Consider the following 22697-nt stretch of genomic DNA (forward strand, 5'->3'; position numbering starts at 1 on the left):
AAGAGCAAGAACAGGCACCACATACGGTAAACTGTTCTTGCTCTTATGTTACATACTTTCAAAGGGATGAGGTAAAGCGGGCTGATACCCGTGGTAATAGTAGAACTGGCATTGCGACCATTCAATTAAATTTTAGATCCCAATTGAAAGAATCCTGGTTCAACAAATCTTACTGCACCTTCGCAATATCGATCAGTGACAGTTTCTTAATATCTGTATTCTCAAGACTTGTGATCAATGCATATGCTGTGTCAATTGCAGTCAGTACATTCACACCTGTCTCGATTGCATTTCTACGGATTACAAATCCATCTCTTGAATGCTCTGCACCCTGTGCCGGGATATCGATAACAAGATCGATCTTATGTCCGAGGATCAGGTCAAGAAGGTTCGGTGATTCCTGCTCGATCTTACGAACCGGAGTAGCCTTTACTCCCGCCTCATTCAGCGCACGTGCTGTTCCGCTTGTAGCAAAGATATGGTATCCAATCTTCTCAAATCTTCTTCCGATCTCTACTGCATCTGCATGGTCTTCATCGCGGACTGTCATGATCATGTTTTTATGCTTCGGAAGCTTGATTCCTGCTCCGATAAATGCTTTGTAAAGTGCTTCATCAAATGTCTTTGCAATTCCAAGACACTCTCCTGTAGACTTCATCTCAGGTCCAAGGCTGATATCAGCTCCGCGGATCTTCTCAAATGAGAATACCGGCATCTTAACCGCTACATAATCAGCTTCCGGCTGAAGTCCCGGTGTGTATCCAAGATCTTTGATCTTCTTTCCTGTGATAACCTGTGTTGCTAAAGGAACAATCGGGATACCTGTCACCTTACTGATATATGGTACTGTACGGCTGGAACGTGGGTTTACTTCGATTACATATACATCATCTTCGCCGCACACGATAAACTGGATATTGATCATACCGATAACATGGAGTGATTTTGCAAGTCTTCTTGTATACTCAGCAATCTTTGCTTTCGCTCCTTCTGTCAGGCTCTGTGCCGGATATACGGAAATACTGTCTCCGGAGTGGATTCCTGCACGCTCGATATGTTCCATGATACCCGGGATCAGGATATCTGTTCCGTCGCATACTGCATCGACCTCAATCTCTTTTCCCTGAAGGTATTTATCTACAAGGATTGGGTGATCCTGTGCGATTCTGTTAATGATTCCGATGAATTCATCAATATCATTGTCGTTGATTGCAATCTGCATTCCCTGTCCACCAAGAACGTAGGAAGGACGAACCAATACAGGATATCCAAGTCTGTTGGCAACTTCTTTCGCTTCTTCTGCTGTGAATACTGTTCCACCTGTCGGACGTGGAATCTCGCACTCTTCAAGAATCTCATCAAAGAGCTCACGGTCTTCGGCTTTGTCTACATTCTCTGCAGATGTACCAAGGATCGGTACTCCCATCTTCATAAGTGCTTCTGTCAGCTTGATTGCTGTCTGTCCACCAAACTGTACAACTGCTCCATCCGGTTTCTCAATATCAACGATACTCTCTACATCTTCCGCTGTCAGTGGCTCGAAGTACAGCTTATCAGCAATGTCAAAGTCAGTACTTACTGTCTCCGGGTTATTATTTACAATGATTGTCTCATATCCGTCTTTTGCAAATGCCCATGTACAATGTACAGAACAGAAGTCGAACTCGATACCCTGACCGATACGGATCGGACCGGATCCAAGAACAAGTACTTTCTTCTTATCTTTTGTCTGTTCAACCTCATTCTCGCTTCCATATACAGAGTAGTAATATGGTGTCTCTGCGGCGAACTCTGCTGCACAAGTATCTACGATCTTATATGCTGCAACGATACCGTTTGCATGACGCATATCGTGAATTTCCTGCTCTGTCTTACCTGTCAGCTGTGCGATCACATTATCCGGGAACTCGATACGTTTTGCTTCTGCAAGAAGCTCCGGTGTAAGTTCCTGTGTCTTCAGAGCTGTCTCCATCTCTGTGATGATCGCAAATTTATCGATAAACCACTCATCAACTTTTGTAATCTCGTGGATCAGATTGTAAGAGATTCCTCTTCTGCATGCTTCTGCGATTCTCCACATACGCATGTCATCTACTTTCTTCAGCTGATCGATCAGTTCATCATCTGTCAGATCTGTGAAGTCATAAGACATCAGACTGTCTACATGCTGCTCCAGAGAACGGATTGCTTTCATAAGAGCTCCCTCGAAGTTATTACAGATGCTCATAACTTCTCCGGTTGCTTTCATCTGTGTTGTCAGCGTTCTCTTTGCACTGATGAATTTATCGAATGGAAGTCTCGGGATCTTAACTACTACATAGTCAAGCATTGGCTCAAAACTTGCATAGGTCTTCTGTGTGATTGCATTCTTAATCTCATCCAGATTGTATCCAAGTGCGATCTTCGCTGCAACCTTCGCAATCGGGTATCCTGTTGCTTTGGAAGCAAGTGCAGAAGAACGGCTTACACGAGGGTTTACCTCGATTACACAATATTCAAATGTCTCTGGGTGTAATGCATACTGTACGTTACATCCACCTGTGATATTCAACTCACTAATAATGTTCAATGCGGAAGTACGTAACATCTGATATTCTTTATCGCCCAGTGTCTGAGATGGTGCAACTACAATACTGTCTCCTGTATGAACTCCAACCGGGTCAATATTTTCCATATTACATACTGTAATACAGTTTCCGGCTCCGTCACGCATTACCTCGTACTCGATCTCTTTCCATCCTGCGATACAACGTTCAACAAGAACCTGACCAACACGGGAAAGACGAAGACCATTCTCAAGGATCTCTACTAACTGCTGAGAATCATGTGCGATACCACCACCGCTTCCTCCCAGTGTATAAGCAGGACGAAGAACAACCGGGTAGCCGATCTTATTTGCAAATGCAAGTCCGTCTTCTACATTTTCTACAACAAGAGAAGCTGCAACCGGCTCACCGATCTTCTCCATTGTTGCCTTGAATTCCAAACGGTCCTCTGCCTTCTTGATTGTCTCAGATGTTGTTCCGATCAGGCGTACATTATTCTCTTTTAAGAATCCAGCCTCTTCGAGTTCCATTGCAAGGTTCAGTCCAGCCTGTCCTCCAAGTGTTGGAAGTACACTGTCTGGTTTTTCCTTTTTGATCAGCTGCTCAACAACCTCAATTGTCAGTGGCTCGATATAAACACGATCTGCGATATCTTTATCTGTCATGATTGTTGCAGGGTTTGAGTTGAGAAGTACAACCTCAATCCCTTCTTCTTTCAGTGAACGGCAGGCCTGAGTTCCAGCATAATCGAACTCCGCAGCCTGTCCGATGACGATCGGACCAGAACCGATAACTAATACTTTTTTGATACTATTATCTCTTGGCATTATTTCTCTCCTCCCATCATCTCAAGAAAACGATCGAACAGGTATCCTGAATCCTGTGGTCCCGGGCATGCTTCCGGATGGAACTGAACTGTAAAAATGTTCTTTCCAACATATGCAAGTCCTTCGTTTGTTCCGTCATTTACATTCTTAAATGCAGGAACTGCAACGTTTGGATCAATCTTGTCTTCATCAACAACATAGCCGTGATTCTGTGAAGAAATGTAGACTCTGCCTGTCTGAAGATCTTTCACCGGATGATTTCCTCCGCGATGTCCATATTTTAATTTGTAAGTTGTACCACCTGTTGCAAGTGCCATCAACTGATGTCCAAGGCAAATGGCAAATATTGGGATATCTGTTTCATAAAGCTTTTTGATTTCTTTGATAATTGATGTACATTCTGCCGGATCTCCAGGTCCATTGGAAAGCATAATGCCATCTGGATTAGATGCGATGATCTCATCCGCTGTTGTATCGGCCGGATAAACGGTCACTTCGCAGCCGCGATCATTTAAAGATTTTGCGATGTTTTTCTTAGCTCCGAGATCAAGAAGTGCAACCTTCTTACCTGTTCCTTCTAAAACGTATTTCTCCTCACATGTAACTTTGGAGACAACACCTTCTACCTTATAATTCTTCAACTTAGAGATTACTTCATCAAGATCGTAATTCTCGTTTGTTGTGATCATACCATTCATGGTACCTTTTTCTCTTAAAATCTTTGTAAGAGCACGAGTATCAACTCCCGCAATACCCGGAATATCATATTTCTTGAGGAAATCCTGAATTGTACCTTCACATCTGAAGTTACTTGGCATTCTGGATAACTCCCTCACAATATATCCATCTGGCCATGCCTTTAATGACTCCATATCCGGTGTAATTCCATAATTACCAATCAGCGGATATGTCATAACCACTGCCTGTCCCGCATAAGAAGGGTCCGTCAGTACCTCAAGATATCCTGTCATTGAAGTATTAAACACGATCTCACTGATCATATCTCTCGTCGAACCAATGCTTGTTCCTGTAAACACAGTACCGTCTTCCAAAATAAGAAACGCTTTCATCTGTTCACCCTTTCCCTTCGTAAAAATATTTTTTCTCAAAAGGAAGGCGCTCATGGAGTCTTTATCCCAGAGCGCCCTCTTTCTCAAATTGTAAAGATTATACTACAGCATGAGAGACATTTCAACATCATTTTTGATGAATAACTTAGTACTTTTATTAATATATATTGGTATTTTTTACTTATAAATGGTATTTTATGCATTTTTATGAATACCAGAAGATCATTATGATCCGCTTTCTGTCATCCACGGCATACGTATATTTCACTTCTTCCAATTGTCTAAAGTCAACAAGAAACTGCGCCGCCTGTGGAATCAAATTATCTATAATTTTCTCTTTTGCAACTTCATAAACAGCATTTTCCGAAAAGCGGATAGCAAACATTTCCTGTTCCTGTTCTATCCCTGCTTTCATTTTTTCATAGATTTCATTCTCATCAAATGTTTCATAGTACAGACCGTTGATTCGATAATATTCCAGATCATTGGAATCGCACACCGGATACGGCACAAAATCATCCTGCTGATGATCTGTAAAAATTTCTTCATCTGTACAACATAGATACTCATAATTCACAAGATCATGAGGCAGCGTTTCTCCCGTCTCATTCTCCTGAAAGATCGGATCTCCGAAAGTCACATCCATCTGATAATACTTATCATTACATTTCACTATATTCCATGCATGTGCCCCCTGCTCTTTTACTGTTCCCACAACGTAAATACATTCTATTCCCATCTGTTTCAACAGATATTGCGCTGCCCTGGAATATCCTGCGCAGACGGATTTTTTCCCAACCAAAGAACTATAAATATTCTGATTATCCAATGCGTTTTGATCATAATCCACAGTATCTACAAGATATTTGAAAATGTACTTGATCTTCTCATACGCTGTCTCACATCCCTGTGCACCTGCAAGTGCCTCTTGTGCCGCATTTTCAATCTGCTCCCGTCTGGATTCTCTCTGATCTGGTGTGCAGATATAAGACGGATGAAACTCTGTGTAGTCTTTGTATACCGTCATTTTTGAGCTGCCGTCACACCAGAACAATTCCGGCCGGTCATACATCAGATATTCGTATATCTTTCCTGCCTCGTCATTCTCGCCTGCATGAAGAAGAATGGTCTCTTCCATGGAACGAACCCCCTGCAGGATCTCACGATAAACCTGTTTTTCCTGCTCCGACAGCTGCTGATAATAAAAACCATCTGCAACATCTTCTTCTGATACATTTAACTCCGGAAATTCTATTTTCTGACCAGAATCAGACAAAAGGACATTTCCAGACTCACGGAATAATCCTGGTACTACTTTTGTCATCTTTAATACACCTGCCACTCCGATGATCACAAGAAGAAGCACAAGAAACACGAATCCTTTTCTTGTTGTTTTTCTATTTCTTCGTCGTTTTTTCCTTCGTCTTCTGTCTCTTTCCATTAATTTCACTGTCTCCTGTCTGAACTGTTCCTGTACTTTATGAAAGCTCTGCTATTCTTGACACGCCAACATAAATTTCCGATATCTTATACCATGTTTTATAATCTATCTCTCCTGTTACCGGAAGACCGAATATAGATTGAAATTTCCGGACAGCCGCTTCTGTTTCAGGTCCATAGATTCCATCTTCCGTCAATTTGGGGATTTCCGGATATGCACCTGCAATCACATTCAGTTCTTCCTGTATCTGACGCACTTTGGGGCCTTGTGAACCTTGTTCCAGTGTATATCCCGGCCAGGAGGACGGAATACCTGAGATTGCTTCTGCCGTATTGATATACATATCGTCACCATAATAATACCTTAGAATTTCAATCGGAGAAAATCCCTGTTCTCCCAGACTTTTTGACCCCCACTGTGTCAACCAATTTGGACAGCTCACCCTGCGGCCATCACAATACTGTGTCAGGATTGGCTGGCGCACATTCGGCCGTGACAGATAGTCTGCAAACAGTTCATCCACAATCACTGAAATAGGCTCAAATATATTGCGCTCCGGGATCCATTTATGGTCAAATGCCGTTGATGATGTAATTGTAAAATCAAACCCTTTATTTCGATACCATTCCGTATAAACCCTGTTTAAAGTAAATGACATAATTGCCAGCACATTTGCCCTTATGGTGTCTGCCGGCCAGGTTGCATAGATTTCACTTGATGCGACATTTTTTATATAATCTTTGTACTTCACATAATAATTCTGTGCTGTAGAATCCCGCGGAGATCCATCATGTACGATAATATATTCCGGTACAACCACACGGCTCAAGACAATTTCTCCTGTTTCATTTACCGGCTTAATCTCTTCCTCTGCAATCTTCGGAGGATAATTTCCATATAAAGTATGAGCAGGGATGACGAATACCTGCTCTTCTTCCCTGCTCTGATCCTTTTGTTTCATGCGTATATTCTGGATTGCCTTTGTGTTTGCCAGGATCTCTGTTCCCGAAACACTGATCGACTCAAATCCTTCTGCTTCAATATTCAATGTATATTCTGAATATGGTTGACGTTCTTCGTTCTCATCCAGACTCCATTCTTCCGGTGGTGCATTCAATTCAATCAGTTCTGTCTGACCGGAAGAATCCGTGACTACCTGCTCTAATATACTTTCCGGAATTCCTGTATAAGAGATGGAAATCCGTGCTTCTTTTACTGGAAATGCATTCACAGAAGATGTAACATTTACCTGCAGCTGACCACGATCGATCAGATTCTCCTGCGTTTCTTTGCTTTCAATTGAACCTTGTATCGGTTGAAAAAGTTTCATAGTTTGTCTCCCACATCTGATTCGTTTCCTTTTTCCAGTATATGCGGGAAACTCCTATTCTTTCCTGTTTTCTACACAAGTTTCAGAATGTCATTAAACATAATAACAACCATCAATGCCATCAGAAGCACAAATCCTGCAAAATGTACCATGCCTTCTTTCTCAGGCGGTACTCTTTTTCCACGAACGGCCTCAATGATAAGGAATACAAGACGTCCACCGTCCAACGCCGGAAGCGGTAACAGATTCATCACACCCAGGTTGGCGGTCAGAAGTACTCCTATATTGAGAAGATTTAAAATCACTACTACCATGCCTGCCGGAGCTGCTTCCTGATAAACGTTATCTACCGCACTGACAATTCCAACCGGACCGGAAAGATCTTTTACTCCTACCTTTCCACCAACTAACATTTTCAGACTGTCAACTGTATATGTGATCCAATACTTCACCGTATATGCTCCGTATCGAACTGTTCCAAACAGACCCGGACGAACCATCTCACCACCTGTAATTCCAAGCAGAGGAAAAGCATCTCCCTCATTCTGTTTTGGTTCCAGCACAACTGTATAATCCTTACCGTCACGCTCATACTCAACTTCTACACTTTTTGTTCCCGCATGCATCATATTATACAGACTGATATCGTTCCAGATATGAACTGATTTTCCTCCGATCTTCTTGATCACATCTCCCGGTTCGATACCTTCTTCCTGCGCTGAATATCCATCTGTCACATTACTGACAATCGGTGCTCGATATCCCGTCCAGCCAATAATAATCATGCAGAGGATCCATGCAAGAATAAGATTAAACACTGGACCTGCAACAATTACTGACATTCTTGCCCAGACCGATTTGCTGTTAAAGCTCCCTTCAGACATATCATCCACATCATCTTCTCCCATCATGCAGGCTCCGCCAAACGGAAGAAGCTTTAAGCTGAATTTTGTTTCTCCAAACTGTTTTCCAAAAATAGTCGGTCCAAGACCCAGAGAGAATTCATCCACACGGATCTTATTCTTCTTTGCAAGCAGAAAGTGTCCTAATTCGTGAAAGATTACAATCGCACTGAATAGCAGAATTGCCAAGATTATGCCCATACATTACCACCTGTTTTTAATAAATTCATATGTTTCCTGTTCTGTCTTTAGTATCTCCTCAACAGTTGGAGCCGCAATATTTTTATGCGCTTCCATACACGCCTGAATAATTTCAGGAATCTGGAGATACTTAATCTTTCTGTCAAGGAACAGCGCAACTGCTTTCTCATTTGCCGCATTTAACACGGTCGGAAGGGAACCTCCTGTTCTTCCCGCTTCAAAAGCAAGCTTCAATCCATAAAATGTTTCCAGATCCGGCTGTTCAAACGTGATCTGCTGAAGTGTCGAAAAGTCCAGTCTGTCACCCGGAAGATAACGACGTTCCGGATAATAGAGTGCATACTGGATTGGAAGTTTCATATCCGGTGTTCCAAGCTGTGCGATCACTGCACCATCTTCATATTCCACCATTGAATGAATGATACTCTGTGGCTGCACAACAACCTGAATCTGATCTACATCCACTCCAAAGAGCCATTTCGCCTCAATCACTTCAAGACCTTTGTTCACCATTGTAGATGAGTCAATTGTAATCTTGCGTCCCATTGCCCAGTTTGGATGTTTCAATGCATCCTCTACCTGGATGTTCTCCAGATCTTCCAGTTTCTTTCCTCTAAATGGTCCACCGGATGCCGTCAGGAGAATCTTGTGCAGAGCCTTCTGCTGTCCTCCCTGAAGAGACTGAAAGATTGCGCTGTGCTCGCTATCCACCGGAAGAATAGAAACCCCTTTTTCCTTTGCCAGCGGCATAATGATATGTCCTGCTGTGACCAGTGTCTCTTTATTTGCCAAAGCAATATCTTTTCCTGCATTAATTGCTTCAATTGTAGGAAGAATTCCAATCATTCCGACAATTGCTGTCACAAGAATCTCTGACTCCGGCTGTCTCGCTACTTCAAGCAGTCCATCCATACCGCTTACTACTTTAACATCCAGATCATTTATTTTGTCTTTTAATTCATTTGCTCTTTCTTCTTTCCAAACTGCTGCCAGTTTCGGCTTAAATTCTCTGATCTGTTTCTCCAGGAGATCAATATTATTCCCTGCTGCAAGTGCTGTAACCTCCAGATCGCCATTTGTCCTGACAATCTCCAATGTCTGTGTTCCTATGGATCCTGTAGATCCCAAAATTGCAATTTTCTTCATCGTAACTTTTTACCTCTATTCTGCTTTTATGTTACAATCCACAAAACTGTGGATCAGCAACGCATCTATCACACATATATCTCCTTTTACAGAAACAGGGAAAGATAGAAAATAATAGGTGCTGTAAAGATAACACTGTCAAAACGGTCAAGAATTCCTCCATGTCCCGGAATCAGTTTTCCATAATCTTTAATGTTGTGGTATCTCTTGATCGCAGAAGCTGCCAGGTCTCCAATCTGTGAAATTGCTCCACCGACCGCACCAATAATCGCATATTGCAATAAATCTGCTGCCGCATTTCCCCAGTAGTTAATTGCAAGTCCATACAATACTCCGATCAATGCTGCACCAAGGATTCCTCCGATTCCACCTTCTATTGATTTCTTCGGACTTAAAATCGGTGCCAGCTTGTGCTTTCCGATCAACATACCGACACAGTATGCACAAGTATCACATCCCCAGGAGCATACAAATACAAGCCATACCGAGAAGATTCCTCCCGGAAGATTTCTTGTCTGATAAATGTAAGAGAGCATCACTGCCACATAGAACATTCCAAAAAAACCGGCAAAAATCTGCTGTGTATTATATTTCGGATAGGCAAATACAAGAACCGCCATCTGGCAGATCAAAAAAGCCATAAACAGCATAACAAACCAGTTTAAGGATTCTCCCGGAAGAAGCGGTTTAAAATATAATAACCCATAATACAGGATTGCAAAAATATATCCGACAATTCCTGGTGCCTTCTTCTCTATGTGAAATACTTTATACAACTCTGTCATTCCGATCAGGCTGATTAATAACAAAACTGCAAAGAGCAGGTTTCCGCCCGTGATCACTGTGACAAGCGCGATGATCACTAATAGTATTCCACTTAGTAACCTTGTTTTAAACATCTTTATTCCGCCTCCTCTACTCCGCCGAATCTTCTATGCCTGCGGTTATATTCTTCCACCGCTTTTATAAGCTCTTCTTTCGTAAATGCCGGCCACGGAATATCTGTAAAATAAAACTCTGAATAGGCCAACTGCCAAAGCAGATAATTCGATAATCTTTGTTCTCCGCTTGTACGGATCATCAAATCCGGATCCGGAATGTCATTTGTATCCAGATAAGAATTAAATAATGATTCATCGATCGTGTCCGGATTTACCTTGCCGGCCGCACAATCCTTCGCAAGCTTTCTGGCTGCTCTTGTGATCTCATCACGGCTTCCATAATTCAGAGCAATTGTAAAATTAAGCCCTCCATTGTTGGCTGTTGCCTCTTCCAGTTCTCTGATCCGGCTCTTGATATCCTCATCCAGCGGTTCAATATCGCCGATCACACGGATCTTCATATCATTCTTTGCCGCTGTCTTCAGACATGTTTTCATGTAATTTCTTAAAAGTTTCATCAGTGCATCCACTTCATTCTGTGGTCTGCTCCAGTTTTCTGTAGAAAATGCATAGACTGTCAGGTACTTGATTCCCATACGCCATGCTTCTTCACAGATCTTCTCAACGTTCTTGGCTCCCTGTGCGTGTCCGTAATTTCTCGGCATTCCTTTTGATTTTGCCCAGCGTCCGTTTCCATCTAAAATAATCGCAATATGCTGTGGTACGTTCATTTTCTTATCCTCTCTGTCGCAACTTTCTTTAAAGAAGAAATGGAGGCCTTAAATAAGCCTCCATGTTCTTAAAAACTTATCTGCGTACAAATAATCTGTAAACAGTTTTTCCACATTACAATCTGACAATTCAGCTCTGCTGTTTTTCGATTTAGACTGTCATGATTTCCTTGGACTTCGCCTCTACCATCTTGTCAATCTTAGCAACATACTTGTCTGTGATCTTCTGAAGTTCATCTTCAAGATCTTTGATCTCATCTTCAGAAATTTCCGTTCCTTTCAGTTTCTTGAAAGCAACATTTCCATCACGACGGACATTACGTACAGCAACTTTCGCTTCCTCACCTTTTTTCTTAACATCTTTCGCAAGTTCTTTTCTGCGGTCCTCTGTCAGTTCTGGGAATACTAGACGGATAGATGTTCCATCATTTGTCGGGTTGATTCCGATATCAGATGTAAGAATTGCTTTCTCAATTGCCTTGAGCATGCTCTTCTCCCATGGCTGGATCTGGATCATACGTGCTTCCGGTACAGATACATTCGCTACCTGCTGGATCGGTGTTGGTGTTCCGTAGTAATCAACTGCCAGCTTATCCAGTACATGTGGGTTTGCACGCCCTGCACGGATTGTAGCAAGTTCTCCATCCAGATTGTTAATTGTCTTTGTCATCTTATCATCATAGATTTTGTTTTTTTCATTCATGCTGTAATTCCTCCGCTATTTAAAATAGTTTATACAGTAACTTTTGTTCCTGTGAATTTTCCCTGCATTGTATTTACAATACTATTCTCTTCATTAAGTCCGAATACAAGCATCGGCATCTTATTCTCAAGACAGAGAATGGATGCTGTCAGATCAACTGCTGCGAGTTTCTGATCGATCACTTCTTGAATAGAAATTTCATCATACTTCACTGCTGCCGGATTCACCTTCGGATCACTGTCATAGATACCGTCAATTGCCTTTGCAAGAAGCATTGCATCTGCCTCAATCTCGATTGCACGGAGAACTGCACCTGTATCTGTTGAGAAATATGGATGTCCTGTTCCACCTGCGAAAAAGATCACCTTACCTTCTTCCAGTGCTGCAACTGCCGCATCCTTTGAGAACAGAGATGTAAATGCTCCGCATACAAAAGGTGTGAATACTTCTGTCTTCATTCCTACATGACGGAAAATATCTGACACATAGATACAGTTCATAACTGTTGCAAGCATACCGATCTGATCTGCTTTTGTACGGTCAATTGTCTCACTTGTTCTTCCTCTCCAGAAGTTTCCTCCTCCTGTTACGATTGCTACCTGCACACCTTCATCTACAAGCTGTTTTACCTGCTTCGCAACTCCGATACAAGTTGCCTCATCAAATCCAGTCTTCTTCTCGCCTGCAAGAGCTTCTCCGCTCAGCTTTAACAATACTCTTTTCATACCGTATAGCTCCTTTAAATTCTATCTTTCAGTGCCTGTTCTGTCTTTTTCACACAAACCATAATTCAAAGTATAATGGCACTAACCTAACTTAGAGTATAACATAAGTTTCCACATTTGTCATGACCGAAGCGTGAAATCCTTATTTTTTTCAAAAAAAGAACCGATTTCTTTCAGGCAATGTTTCTATACGAAAATCCTGATGAAATCGATTCTTTTCATGATTATTAAATTCGCCTACATAATAAGCATTGAAAACAGCACTGTAATAATTCCACAGATTCCGATTGCAAGACCGCTCATTGCACCCTCGATCTCACCAATTTCAATTGCCTTTGATGTTCCGACCGCATGACTACATGCACCGATCGCAAGTCCTGCTGCCACAGAATCCTTCACATGGAATATTTTGATCAGCGTCGGAGCCAGAATACTTCCAAGGATCCCCGTGAAAATAACAGCAACCACCGTAATCGGCACTACACCACCTGCCGGCTCAGAAATACTCACTGCGATAGGTGTTGTCACTGACTTAGGAATCAGTGAAACTGTCATGCTCTGATCCAGTCCAAATAATTTGCACATTCCAAACACGCTTGCCATAGATGCTGCTGACCCTGCAGTACATCCAACTACAATTGGAAGCCAGTATTTCTTCAAAACATCAATTTTTGTATAAATTGCAACCGCAAGACATGCTGTTGCCGGAGCAAGGAACATATTGATTAAAGCCCCGCCCACATCATAGCTATCATATGGAATATCAAAAATCAAAAGGACTCCTACAATCAATACAATCGCAACGATCAGTGGATTACAGATCGGTGTCTTTAATTTATTATGCAGCTTTTCTCCTATCCAGAATGCTACTACACTCAACCCTACTCCAAAATAAGGAGATGTCATTAATTCTTTCATGCTTTCCTTCCTCCCTTTTTCTTCTCCATCAATTTCACTGTCAGCGTAACTACATACGCTGTCACAGCAAATGTTACAATCGTGGATACAACACAGATTACAAGAAGCTGAAGCACTGTACTTTTTAAAATGTCAAAATAATTAATGATACTTACTCCTGCCGGTACAAAAAAGAATGCCATATTTCCTAATAAAAAATCTGCTTTTTCCTGCACATGCTCAATCTTTAAGAACCCGGTCAGCAGACAGATCAACAATAAAATCATACCGATCACACTCGCCGGAAAAGAAAACGGCAGATAATGTTCGATTACAAGACTGACCCAGCAAACACCGAATATCACACCAAACTGTTTTAAAATCTTCATTTGTTTTACCTCTTTTTAATATGTAAGCCTACATGTCAAGTTCCAGAAACAATTCTTTCGTCAGTTTCTGTCAATCTCATGCCTGGAGAACTCTCTTTTCACATGACACGCTTTTTAGATTAGCACTGCGCACTCTATCCGTCAATGTGATTATTCATGAAATAATCACACTATTTTGCATGTTTTTTTGATATATTTCTTCAAATAATCCAAAAGACATTGACATCTAATTGTATATGTTTTATGATACATATGTTTTCGCACTTTAAACAACTAAAATTTTACAGTACGAATATTAAGGAGGATGATAAAAAATGATTATTGTTTTGAAACCTCATACTTCTGAGGAAAATATACACCGTGTCGAAAATCTTGTAAAAAAGCGCGGACTTGACACTCATCTGGTTCAGGGAACCGGAATGACGATCATCGGATGTATCGGAGATACAACACTGATCGATCCAAGACAATTTGAAATTGACACATGTGTTGACAAAGTTATGCATGTACAGGAGCCTTATAAGCTTGCAAATCGCGCATTTCATCCGGAAGACTCTATTATTGATGTTTCCGGTGTTAAGATCGGCGGTGAACATTTAGGACTGATTGCAGGACCTTGTTCTGTAGAATCCTATGAGCAGGTTCTTGAGATTGCTCAAAAAGCAAAAACATCCGGAGCAAATCTTCTCCGCGGCGGCGCATTCAAGCCAAGAACAAGTCCTTACGCTTTCCAGGGACTCGGACTTGAGGGACTTGATATTCTCTGTGCAGTCAGAGAAGAAGTCGGACTTCCTATTGTCACAGAACTCATGTCTTCCAAGTATCTGGATGTATTCAACGAGAAGGTTGACCTGATCCAGATTGGTGCCCGCAACATGCAGAACTTTGATCTTCTCAAAGAATTAGGACAAGTTGATCGCCCAATCCTGTTAAAGAGAGGACTGAATGCCACATACGAAGAATGGATCATGTCCGCTGAGTATATCATGGCATCCGGTAATGAAAATGTTATTCTCTGTGAACGTGGTATCCGTACTTTTGAGACTTTTACAAGAAACACTTTGGATCTTCAGTGTATCCCTGTTCTTCGCAGCAAGACACATCTTCCAATTGTTATTGACCCAAGTCATGCCGGCGGAAAATGGTGGCTTGTTGAGCCTATGGCAAAGGCTGCAGTTGCTGCAGGTGCTGACGGACTTATGATTGAAGTTCACAACAATCCGGAAGCTGCCCTTTGTGACGGAGCCCAATCTTTGAAACCTGAGAAATATGATGTTCTGCTTCAGCAAGTTCGTCAAATTGCCGAAGTAGTCGGTAAAAAATTCTAAGGAGATCGTCATGAAATTAACAGTTGATCTTGGACCGAATTCTTATCCGATCCATATTGAAAATGGAATCCTTGCAAAAACCGGAGAACTTGTAAGCGAAGTGTTCTCCGGAAAAAAAATCATGATCGTTTCAGATGACAATGTTTTTCCTCTCTATGGAGAAATTATCACAAAAGCATTGTCTGACTCAGGGTTTGAATGCTACTCTTTTGTTCTGCCTCACGGCGAACCTACTAAGAGTTTCCAGTCTCTGCCTAAGATCTATGAAGCATTAATAAATGCAAAACTAACACGAAGTGACCTGCTCATTGCACTTGGTGGCGGTGTGATCGGTGATCTTGCCGGATTTGCTGCCAGCAGTTATCTGCGTGGAATCAAATTTGTACAGATTCCAACCTCACTTCTTGCGCAAGTCGATTCTTCCGTTGGTGGAAAAGTTGCGGTAGATCTTTCACAGGGAAAAAATCTTGTTGGTGCATTTTATCACCCAAAGGCAGTCATCATTGACCCAGATGTGCTAAATACATTGCCAGATCATTTCATCAGTGATGGAATGGGCGAAGTGATCAAATATGGATGCATCAAAGACAAAGAGCTTTTTGAGCTTTTATGTAAACATACTTCCTTCGATGATTTAAAGCCGAAGCTGACACAGATTATTGCACGCTGCGTTGATATCAAAAGAATCGTTGTCGAAGCCGATCAGTTTGACCTTGGAGAACGTATTCTTCTGAACTTTGGACACACACTTGCGCACACGATTGAACAGCACTTCAATTATGAGCGCGAAAGCCATGGAGAGGCTGTTGGAATTGGTATGTATCAGATTACAAAGATTGCAGAAGAGAAAGGATTAACCACATCCGGATGCGCAGAACAGATCAAAAAGGCATTGGAGATTTATAAACTTCCGGACAACTCTAATTTACCGATTGATGTACTGACTGATGCAATTTCTTTGGATAAAAAGAACCTGAATAATCACTTGAATGTTGTACTTCTTCATGACATTGGAGACAGCTATGTATATCCAACAGATGTCAGCTTCTTTGACGGTGCCGGTATTGTATAACAGAAATACTTTATGAACAAAGAATGTGCCTTGGCACATTCTTGCGCCTGCGGCGGTCGCTTACGACACCTACCTTGTACGCCGCAGTGCGCATCCTGAGCGGAGCGTTTTTTATATATTAGAAAAGGACTTTCCTAATATATAAAAAACAGGATCCGCCAGTTTTATCTTTACTGACAGATCCTGTTTTCTATTTTCTGTTAAATTAATCCATAATGCTTCATGGCATATGCAATTCCATCATTTTCCACTGTCTTTGTAACAAACTCAGCATATGAATCCAATACCGAATCATGTCTGCCCATCGCAATCGCATGCTCCGCATATTCAAACATCGCCAGATCATTACTGCTGTCTCCGAAGACATACGCACGACTTGCATCCATGTCATATCTTTCCATAATAAACTGACATGCTGTCGCTTTAGAAAATCCCTTCTGAATTACCTCATAGGCCTTTCCGCCACGGTCAAGTGCTTCCATGTCATCTCCAAGATACTCACGAAAAGAATCAAAATCACTCTTATCATCTACGTAAACAAATAACTTATCATATTCAAATCTTTCGCTCTCTAAAGACTGTTCGATTCCTATTCCTCTAGATGCAAAATATCTTCTTGTAGATTCTAACCTGTCAAATCGTGATATGTGCCCAGGAAAATAACAATCCTCTTGTCCTTCCGCAATAACACCAAGATTACATTCTTTTGCTTTTCGCAGCAGTTCTATACCTCTCTGCTTCTCAATCGAGCTTTTTAGCAAAACTTCATCATGTTCTGTAAGATATGTCCCACAGCCACATAAATACCCATCAAATTGGAATTTTCTCACCTCTGTCGGAATACTACAGATTGTTCTGCCTGTATTAATAAACAGCAGATGTCCTTCCGCTCGTGCTTTTTCCATTGCCTCAATCGCACTTTGCGGTACCTCTTTTGTCACTTCACTCAACACTGTTCCATCAATATCAAAAAACAAGATTGCTCTTTCCATTTTACTTAATCCTAACTCTTATCTATTCTTAAACATTTCTACTATGTCAACCATCTCCTGAGACGGATTGGAGATTACAGCAGTTTGTATAACTTTACACGGTGCATTATTTTTCACTTCATCAACCGCTGCTGTTACTGCTGATACACTGCCACCTACAAAAACAAGTGCATGTCCACCGCACTTTGTGTCCTGTGTCACATACTCTACTTCTGCAGTCTTTAACATGCGGTCAACTACGATCACCGCATTGGATTCTCCTTTTACCTCTACCAGGCCATATGCTCCATATTTCTTCATCTTATTTCCCTTTCTTTTCCTTCTCTGATTTCCTCACAAAACAATACTCTTCTCATATGTACAACAGACAATTGAACAAATACCTATTTATTAATTGTCATTGCAATTGCTTTTTCCGTATCCTCAGAAGGTGATGCAATCACCGTATGGGAAACAATCTTCGTCAACGGTCTGGCTACATCCAGTGCTGCTTCCATTGCAGCCTTCACGTCAGAGACACTTCCTCTCATCTTCACGCAGGCTCCTGCCGCAAGACGATTTCTCTCCACACCCTGAATCTTTACTGCTGCTGCTTTTGCTGCCGCATCAAGTGCTACAAAACAGATACACTCACTTTCCAGTTCAAATACGCCGATTGCCTGGTTTCTGTAATCCTCTGCCATATTTTTCTCCTCTTCTTTCTGCTGTTCTGATCTTCCAACAGTTTTTGCATATCATATAGCTTTATTATAATACACACCTGACACTTAATCAACTACAACAGCAATTAAAATTCATCAAAAAAACAACATGAAGAAGTTGCTTTCTTGTGGTTTTGTTACTATTTTGTAACTTTATAAGCTGATAACAGCCTTAATTCCACATTCATTTAACTTCTTCATGATTCATTACTTTCTTCTATTTTTAAATTCGTCTGTTATTTTGCAGATTCCACATTCACAGCCCCAAGGTTCATCTTGCGGAAAACTACAACAAGTACTTTTCCAAGTGCAAGAACGAGAATTGCTGCTGCGATTGCTTCCGGAATACCAGATGCTGTCACAGTTCCCATCACCAGACCGAAGACTGCTGTAAGTGCAACTTCTTTTGCCTCGGCATACTGCTGTGCAAACAGGAAATAAATACTTCCCATTACAGTGACAGTATTCACCATTGAACCAACAAATCCCACAATCGGAAGTGCAATAAACTGATTCAGTTTAATCTTTGTAAAAAGTACCCACAGCCATCCTGCTACCACACCGATCAGAATTCTGCATCCAACAGATATCCAGATTGCCTTCAACGCCCCAGGAATTCCGGTTGTACTTAAAAATGGTGAAAATGCAAAGGATAAGAGTGTCGGAGCCATTGTATTACTGACCAGAGAGCATATACCAAAAACTGCTCCAAGAATTGCTCCTGCACCAGGTCCTAACAGAATTGCTCCGAGGATCACCGGAATATGAACTGTTGTTGCCTTAATGATAGGGAGCTGGATCATACCAAGCGGTGTATTGGCCAGTACGATCACGATCGCTGCCATAAGTGCAACACTAACCATCCAACGAGTGTCATGTTTCTTTGTTTTCATTATTCAATTCCTCCTTGTTATCATTCCCAACTTGCGGGATACAATACAATTACCGGATTAGTATATCATTCCTTTGCCTGCTCAACAAGTATAAAAAGAAATACAATTTCATATATTCTATTAACGATTTTCCGAGGTGAACGAATGAAACTCTCTCTTTCCCGGAAATGTATCCATTTTCCCATACACCCTTTGAAATCAAAAAAATATTGTATTTTATTTCTTATCTTCTCTTATTTTTCAGGTATTGGAGCTGGATTTCTTAAAGAACAGATTTTCGCTTTTTCTAATGAGTCAACTTCGGCTCGCCCCTCTCCTGTCAACCAGAACTCCGTGACTTCTATTCCCCGGACGATTTCCTGTGCCCTTCCTGATCTCACACTTTCTTCAGAAGGAAACTGGGGGTTAAGTTTTCAGGAAGAAGGCAAAACTCCTGTTGGAAATGCTTCGATCCAGGAACTTGCATCTATGGATGCTTATTACGCACAGGATACGTCTGAAAAAGTTCTGTATCTTACTTTTGATGCCGGTTACGAAAACGGAAATACATCTGCCATCCTTGATGCACTGAAAAAACATCAGGTAAAAGCCACTTTTTTTGTTGTCGGAACCTACATTGACTCTGAGCCTGAACTGATCCGACAGATAATAAAAGAAGGACACACCGTGGGAAACCATACCTGGCATCACCCCGACATGTCCCATATTTCTTCTATAGAAGATTTCCAAAAAGAACTGGACTATGTAGAAACTGCCTATAAAAACGTAACCGGAAAGAATATGACCAAATACTATCGGCCTCCTCAGGGAAAATACAGTGAAGCTAATCTTCAAATGGCAAAAGAACTTGGTTACAAAAGTTTCTTCTGGAGTCTCGCCTATGTAGACTGGTATCAGGATAACCAGCCATCCAAAGAAGAAGCTTTCTCCAAACTCCTCGGAAGGATTCATCCCGGAGCTATCGTTCTGCTCCACAGCACATCTTCCACTAATGCTGAAATCCTGGATGAACTACTGACCAGATGGGAAGAGATGGGATATCATGTACAGCCCCTTGAAAATATCATTTCCACTTCATCTGCCACCGTCCAGCAACACACATAACTATAGATTTTCAACCGCTGCTTTCTCGATTGCAAGACCCTTAGCATATGTTTCCATAAATTTCTCGTATCCTTCCACATCTTCCGCAACCGGATCCATTCCTGTTCCCACTGCATCATGGAATACTTTGTTCTCAAGATAATCTGTCAGCGATTCCTTGTCCTCTTTCTTAATAAGGTAATCGGCAAGCAGTGCGATTCCCCATGCACCACCTTCACCTGCTGTCTCCATAACATAAACCGGTGTATCGATTGCTCCTGCAAGGATTCTCTGTCCAACACCTTTTGTCTTAAACAATCCGCCATGTCCCATCATTCGATCCAATGCAACATGTTCTTTTTTCAGAAGGATATTCATTCCTGTCTTCAATGCTCCAAGAGAAGTATAAAGATGCACTCTCATAAAGTTTGCAAGATTAAATTTGCTGTCAGGTTTACGAACGAACAACGGTCTTCCTTCGTTAAATCCTGTAATATGCTCTCCTGAGAAATAGTTGTAAGCCAGAAGTCCGCCACAATCGGAATCTCCTTCTAATGCTTTGTTATAAAGTGTTCCAAAAATCTGGTTCATATCTGCTGTCATTCCCATACTCTCTGCAAATTCACGGAACAGATTCACCCATGCATTCAGATCTGATGTACAGTTATTACAGTGTACCATCGCTACAAGATCTCCGGCCGGAGTTGTTACGAGGTCAATTTCTTCGTAAGGCTTTGTCAAGTCTTTCTCAAGTACTGCCATTGCAAATACACTTGTTCCGGCAGATACATTTCCTGTACGGACAGCAACGCTGTTTGTTGCAACCATTCCTGTTCCGGCATCTCCTTCCGGAGGACACATTGGAATTCCGGACTGAAGTGTTCCTGTAGGATCAAGCAGTTTTGCGCCTTCTTCTGTCAATACACCTGCGTCTTCTCCGGCAACAAGAACTTCCGGAAGGATTTCACGGATCTTCCATGGGAAATTCTTCTCTGCTGTAAGTTCATCAAACTGATCCATCATCTTCTCATTAAATTTCTTAGTAGCTATGTTGATTGGGAACATTCCTGCTGCATCACCATTTCCGAGCACCTTCTTGCCGGTCAGTTTCCAATGGATATATCCTGCAAGTGTTGTAATATAACGAACATCTTTTACATGTTCTTCACCATTTAAGATTGCCTGGTACAGATGAGCAATACTCCAACGCTGCGGAATATGATAGGAAAAGAGCTCTGTCAGTTTTTCAGAAGCTTCTTCTGTGATCGTATTTCTCCAGGTACGGAACGGAACAAGCAATTCATCATTCTCACCAAACGCAAGATATCCATGCATCATTGCGCTGACTCCGAGTGCCGCAAATTTTGTAAGCTTCACATTATATTTTGCTTCTACATCTTTCACAAGATCCTGATAACATCCCTGAAGACCATTCTGGATTTTCTCCATGCTGTATGTCCAGATATTGTCTACAAGCTGATTCTCCCAGTCATAACTTCCGGATGCGATCGGACTTTTATCCTCATCAATTAAAACTGCTTTGATTCTTGTAGAACCAAACTCAATTCCAAGCACCGCTTTTCCTTCTTCGATTGTTTTCTTAATCTCTTCTTTTCCTCTCATATTTTTGCCCTCCTATAAAAAATGCGGCGTATAACTCATTTAAGTAAGTCATCGCCGCATCCGATTTTATAACATATGTTTTCTAAGCTCTTCTCCGCTCTTTGCGCTTAAGTATGCAGGTGCAATATCAAATACTGTCTTGCATCCGCTCTGTCCTTCGCTTGCCAGTCTGTAAGCTGCTCTTGCATAAGCGATCAGTACAGATGATGTAAATTCCGGATTGGAATCAAGTTTCAGACTATATTCGATCAGGTGCTTATTCTCACCATCCCATCCTGTCTTTCCGCTGCGGAGTACAAATCCACCGTGCGGAATTCCGCTGTGGTTTGCTTTCAGTTCTTCTTCACTGATAAAGTGTACTGTTGTATCATAATCTGAGAAGTAGTTCGGCATTGTCTTGATCTCTTCTTCTACCTTCGCCGCATCTGCTCCTTCTTCCAGTACAACGAAACACTCTCTTGTATGTTTCTGTCTTGTTGTAAGTTCCGGATTCTCTCCGTTTCTTACTGCTTTCAGTGCAGCCTCTACCGGAATTGTGTACTGCTTTCCGTCTTTGACACCTTCAACTCTGCGGATTGCATCAGAATGTCCCTGGCTTACACCTTTGCCCCAGAATGTGTAATCATTTCCATCTGGAAGAATTGCATTCGCATACAGTCTGTTCAGTGAGAACATTCCCGGATCCCAGCCCACGGAAATGATTCCTACATGTCCGCCTTCTTTTGCGGCTGCATCTACATTTGCAAAATGCTCCGGGATTCTTGCATGTGTATCAAAACTATCGATCACATTGAACATCTTTGCGTAAACAGGTGTCTGTTTTGGAAGGTCTGTTGCGCTTCCTCCGCAAATTATCATAACGTCAATCTTATCTTTCCAGTCTTCTACGTCTGCTACATTACAAACTGTCGCAGTCTCTGTCAGAATCTTGACATCTTCCGGATTTCTTCTTGTGAACACTGCCACAAGCTCCATATCATCATTCTGCTTTACTGCGCACTCAACGCCTCTTCCAAGATTACCATAACCTAAAATACCAATTTTAATACTCATACTTAAACTCCTTTTTGCTCCGCAGATCTGTTTGCTTTGCATTTTCTTAGCGGACAGATTTACGGAGACTTTTTTTCTAATTAGATATTATACCTTTTCGTTTTCTTCATTTCAATGATTTTTCGATGAATTTTTAAGTATTGAAGGTTATCCTCTTAATGAT

General features: G+C 41.5%; 20 protein-coding genes and 1 pseudogene. 3 read left to right on the top strand and 18 right to left on the bottom strand.

Annotated features, from left to right (window positions below):
- Positions 1-169: 169 nt before the first annotated feature.
- From carB to ACZ47Z_RS10300, 12 genes and pseudogenes are all read right to left on the bottom strand, one after another.
- Entirely contained in the window at positions 170-3373 is a 3204-nt protein-coding gene (gene carB, locus ACZ47Z_RS10245; RefSeq protein ID WP_464525553.1) for a carbamoyl-phosphate synthase large subunit, read from the bottom strand.
- A complete protein-coding gene (locus tag ACZ47Z_RS10250; protein WP_054752398.1) occupies positions 3373-4443 on the bottom strand; it encodes a carbamoyl phosphate synthase small subunit in 1071 nt (356 codons plus the stop codon). The genes carB and ACZ47Z_RS10250 overlap by 1 nt, the downstream gene beginning before the upstream one ends.
- A gap of 205 nt (positions 4444-4648) precedes the next feature.
- Entirely contained in the window at positions 4649-5884 is a 1236-nt protein-coding gene (locus ACZ47Z_RS10255) for a transglutaminase domain-containing protein (RefSeq protein WP_055148321.1), read from the bottom strand.
- Between the two features lie 37 nt (positions 5885-5921).
- A complete protein-coding gene (locus tag ACZ47Z_RS10260) occupies positions 5922-7214 on the bottom strand; it encodes a peptidoglycan-binding protein (RefSeq protein WP_020436666.1) in 1293 nt (430 codons plus the stop codon).
- Between the two features lie 71 nt (positions 7215-7285).
- The gene (gene rseP / locus ACZ47Z_RS10265; RefSeq protein ID WP_054752364.1) at positions 7286-8317 is read right to left on the bottom strand and encodes an RIP metalloprotease RseP; all 1032 of its coding nucleotides are present in this window, start codon (positions 8315-8317) and stop codon (positions 7286-7288) included.
- A gap of 3 nt (positions 8318-8320) precedes the next feature.
- Positions 8321-9463 (bottom strand): 1-deoxy-D-xylulose-5-phosphate reductoisomerase, encoded by a 1143-nt coding sequence (dxr, locus tag ACZ47Z_RS10270; protein WP_054752363.1) that lies wholly within the window; start codon positions 9461-9463, stop codon positions 8321-8323.
- Between the two features lie 86 nt (positions 9464-9549).
- Complete coding sequence (locus tag ACZ47Z_RS10275; protein ID WP_020436663.1) at positions 9550-10362, bottom strand: phosphatidate cytidylyltransferase; 813 nt, start codon at positions 10360-10362, stop codon at positions 9550-9552.
- A 2-nt stretch (positions 10363-10364) separates the two neighbouring features.
- Positions 10365-11090 (bottom strand): annotated as a pseudogene (locus ACZ47Z_RS10280) (isoprenyl transferase); the annotation flags it as partial.
- 136 nt (positions 11091-11226) lie between these two features.
- Complete coding sequence (gene frr / locus ACZ47Z_RS10285) at positions 11227-11778, bottom strand: ribosome recycling factor (RefSeq protein ID WP_015529657.1); 552 nt, start codon at positions 11776-11778, stop codon at positions 11227-11229.
- A 29-nt stretch (positions 11779-11807) separates the two neighbouring features.
- Complete coding sequence (gene pyrH, locus ACZ47Z_RS10290; RefSeq protein ID WP_015529656.1) at positions 11808-12503, bottom strand: UMP kinase; 696 nt, start codon at positions 12501-12503, stop codon at positions 11808-11810.
- A gap of 237 nt (positions 12504-12740) precedes the next feature.
- Positions 12741-13421: an LrgB family protein gene (locus ACZ47Z_RS10295; RefSeq protein WP_020436661.1), complete on the bottom strand. Its 681-nt coding sequence runs from the start codon at positions 13419-13421 to the stop codon at positions 12741-12743.
- On the bottom strand, positions 13418-13789 hold the full coding sequence (locus ACZ47Z_RS10300; RefSeq protein WP_054752360.1) for a CidA/LrgA family protein: 372 nt from the start codon (positions 13787-13789) through the stop codon (positions 13418-13420). Before ACZ47Z_RS10300 ends, ACZ47Z_RS10295 begins: the two co-directional genes overlap by 4 nt.
- 314 nt (positions 13790-14103) lie before the next feature.
- On the opposite strand from ACZ47Z_RS10300, the gene aroF reads away from it, so the two are divergent.
- Both aroF and aroB read left to right on the top strand, forming a co-directional pair.
- Positions 14104-15117: a 3-deoxy-7-phosphoheptulonate synthase gene (gene aroF, locus ACZ47Z_RS10305; RefSeq protein ID WP_464525554.1), complete on the top strand. Its 1014-nt coding sequence runs from the start codon at positions 14104-14106 to the stop codon at positions 15115-15117.
- Between the two features lie 10 nt (positions 15118-15127).
- Positions 15128-16189, top strand: coding sequence for a 3-dehydroquinate synthase (gene aroB, locus ACZ47Z_RS10310; RefSeq protein WP_054752358.1), 1062 nt, complete (start codon positions 15128-15130; stop codon positions 16187-16189).
- Between the two features lie 200 nt (positions 16190-16389).
- Here aroB and ACZ47Z_RS10315 read toward each other — a convergent pair whose 3' ends face one another.
- The 4 genes from ACZ47Z_RS10315 to ACZ47Z_RS10330 form a co-directional block, all read right to left on the bottom strand.
- Positions 16390-17181 (bottom strand): HAD family hydrolase, encoded by a 792-nt coding sequence (locus tag ACZ47Z_RS10315; RefSeq protein ID WP_054752356.1) that lies wholly within the window; start codon positions 17179-17181, stop codon positions 16390-16392.
- Positions 17182-17199: 18 nt separating this feature from the next.
- A complete protein-coding gene (locus ACZ47Z_RS10320) occupies positions 17200-17481 on the bottom strand; it encodes a BMC domain-containing protein (RefSeq protein WP_015529650.1) in 282 nt (93 codons plus the stop codon).
- An 83-nt stretch (positions 17482-17564) separates the two neighbouring features.
- The gene (locus ACZ47Z_RS10325; RefSeq protein WP_015529649.1) at positions 17565-17864 is read right to left on the bottom strand and encodes a BMC domain-containing protein; all 300 of its coding nucleotides are present in this window, start codon (positions 17862-17864) and stop codon (positions 17565-17567) included.
- A 254-nt stretch (positions 17865-18118) separates the two neighbouring features.
- On the bottom strand, positions 18119-18775 hold the full coding sequence (locus ACZ47Z_RS10330) for an ECF transporter S component (protein ID WP_020436657.1): 657 nt from the start codon (positions 18773-18775) through the stop codon (positions 18119-18121).
- 333 nt (positions 18776-19108) lie between these two features.
- Here ACZ47Z_RS10330 and ACZ47Z_RS10335 point away from each other — a divergent pair, with 333 nt between their 5' ends.
- Positions 19109-19879, top strand: a complete 771-nt coding sequence (locus ACZ47Z_RS10335; RefSeq protein WP_330582950.1) for a delta-lactam-biosynthetic de-N-acetylase — start codon at positions 19109-19111, stop codon at positions 19877-19879.
- Here the strand turns inward: ACZ47Z_RS10335 and ACZ47Z_RS10340 are convergent, their stop codons facing one another.
- Both ACZ47Z_RS10340 and ACZ47Z_RS10345 read right to left on the bottom strand, forming a co-directional pair.
- Complete coding sequence (locus ACZ47Z_RS10340) at positions 19880-21481, bottom strand: xylulokinase (protein ID WP_464525555.1); 1602 nt, start codon at positions 21479-21481, stop codon at positions 19880-19882.
- A 66-nt stretch (positions 21482-21547) separates the two neighbouring features.
- The gene (locus tag ACZ47Z_RS10345; RefSeq protein ID WP_020436654.1) at positions 21548-22534 is read right to left on the bottom strand and encodes a diaminopimelate dehydrogenase; all 987 of its coding nucleotides are present in this window, start codon (positions 22532-22534) and stop codon (positions 21548-21550) included.
- Between the last annotated feature and the right edge of the window lie 163 nt (positions 22535-22697).

This window comes from Mediterraneibacter faecis (genome assembly GCF_055383675.1).

Bases quoted from the DNA above. Each gene is read 5' to 3' on its own strand.
- carB (WP_464525553.1), bottom strand. From the start codon at position 3,373: ATGCCAAGAGATAATAGTATCAAAAAAGTATTAGTTATCGGTTCTGGT.
- ACZ47Z_RS10250 (WP_054752398.1), bottom strand. From the start codon at position 4,443: ATGAAAGCGTTTCTTATTTTGGAAGACGGTACTGTGTTTACAGGAACA.
- ACZ47Z_RS10255 (WP_055148321.1), bottom strand. From the start codon at position 5,884: ATGGAAAGAGACAGAAGACGAAGGAAAAAACGACGAAGAAATAGAAAA.
- ACZ47Z_RS10260 (WP_020436666.1), bottom strand. From the start codon at position 7,214: ATGAAACTTTTTCAACCGATACAAGGTTCAATTGAAAGCAAAGAAACG.
- rseP (WP_054752364.1), bottom strand. From the start codon at position 8,317: ATGGGCATAATCTTGGCAATTCTGCTATTCAGTGCGATTGTAATCTTT.
- dxr (WP_054752363.1), bottom strand. From the start codon at position 9,463: ATGAAGAAAATTGCAATTTTGGGATCTACAGGATCCATAGGAACACAG.
- ACZ47Z_RS10275 (WP_020436663.1), bottom strand. From the start codon at position 10,362: ATGTTTAAAACAAGGTTACTAAGTGGAATACTATTAGTGATCATCGCG.
- frr (WP_015529657.1), bottom strand. From the start codon at position 11,778: ATGAATGAAAAAAACAAAATCTATGATGATAAGATGACAAAGACAATT.
- pyrH (WP_015529656.1), bottom strand. From the start codon at position 12,503: ATGAAAAGAGTATTGTTAAAGCTGAGCGGAGAAGCTCTTGCAGGCGAG.
- ACZ47Z_RS10295 (WP_020436661.1), bottom strand. From the start codon at position 13,421: ATGAAAGAATTAATGACATCTCCTTATTTTGGAGTAGGGTTGAGTGTA.
- ACZ47Z_RS10300 (WP_054752360.1), bottom strand. From the start codon at position 13,789: ATGAAGATTTTAAAACAGTTTGGTGTGATATTCGGTGTTTGCTGGGTC.
- aroF (WP_464525554.1), top strand. From the start codon at position 14,104: ATGATTATTGTTTTGAAACCTCATACTTCTGAGGAAAATATACACCGT.
- aroB (WP_054752358.1), top strand. From the start codon at position 15,128: ATGAAATTAACAGTTGATCTTGGACCGAATTCTTATCCGATCCATATT.
- ACZ47Z_RS10315 (WP_054752356.1), bottom strand. From the start codon at position 17,181: ATGGAAAGAGCAATCTTGTTTTTTGATATTGATGGAACAGTGTTGAGT.
- ACZ47Z_RS10320 (WP_015529650.1), bottom strand. From the start codon at position 17,481: ATGAAGAAATATGGAGCATATGGCCTGGTAGAGGTAAAAGGAGAATCC.
- ACZ47Z_RS10325 (WP_015529649.1), bottom strand. From the start codon at position 17,864: ATGGCAGAGGATTACAGAAACCAGGCAATCGGCGTATTTGAACTGGAA.
- ACZ47Z_RS10330 (WP_020436657.1), bottom strand. From the start codon at position 18,775: ATGAAAACAAAGAAACATGACACTCGTTGGATGGTTAGTGTTGCACTT.
- ACZ47Z_RS10340 (WP_464525555.1), bottom strand. From the start codon at position 21,481: ATGAGAGGAAAAGAAGAGATTAAGAAAACAATCGAAGAAGGAAAAGCG.
- ACZ47Z_RS10345 (WP_020436654.1), bottom strand. From the start codon at position 22,534: ATGAGTATTAAAATTGGTATTTTAGGTTATGGTAATCTTGGAAGAGGC.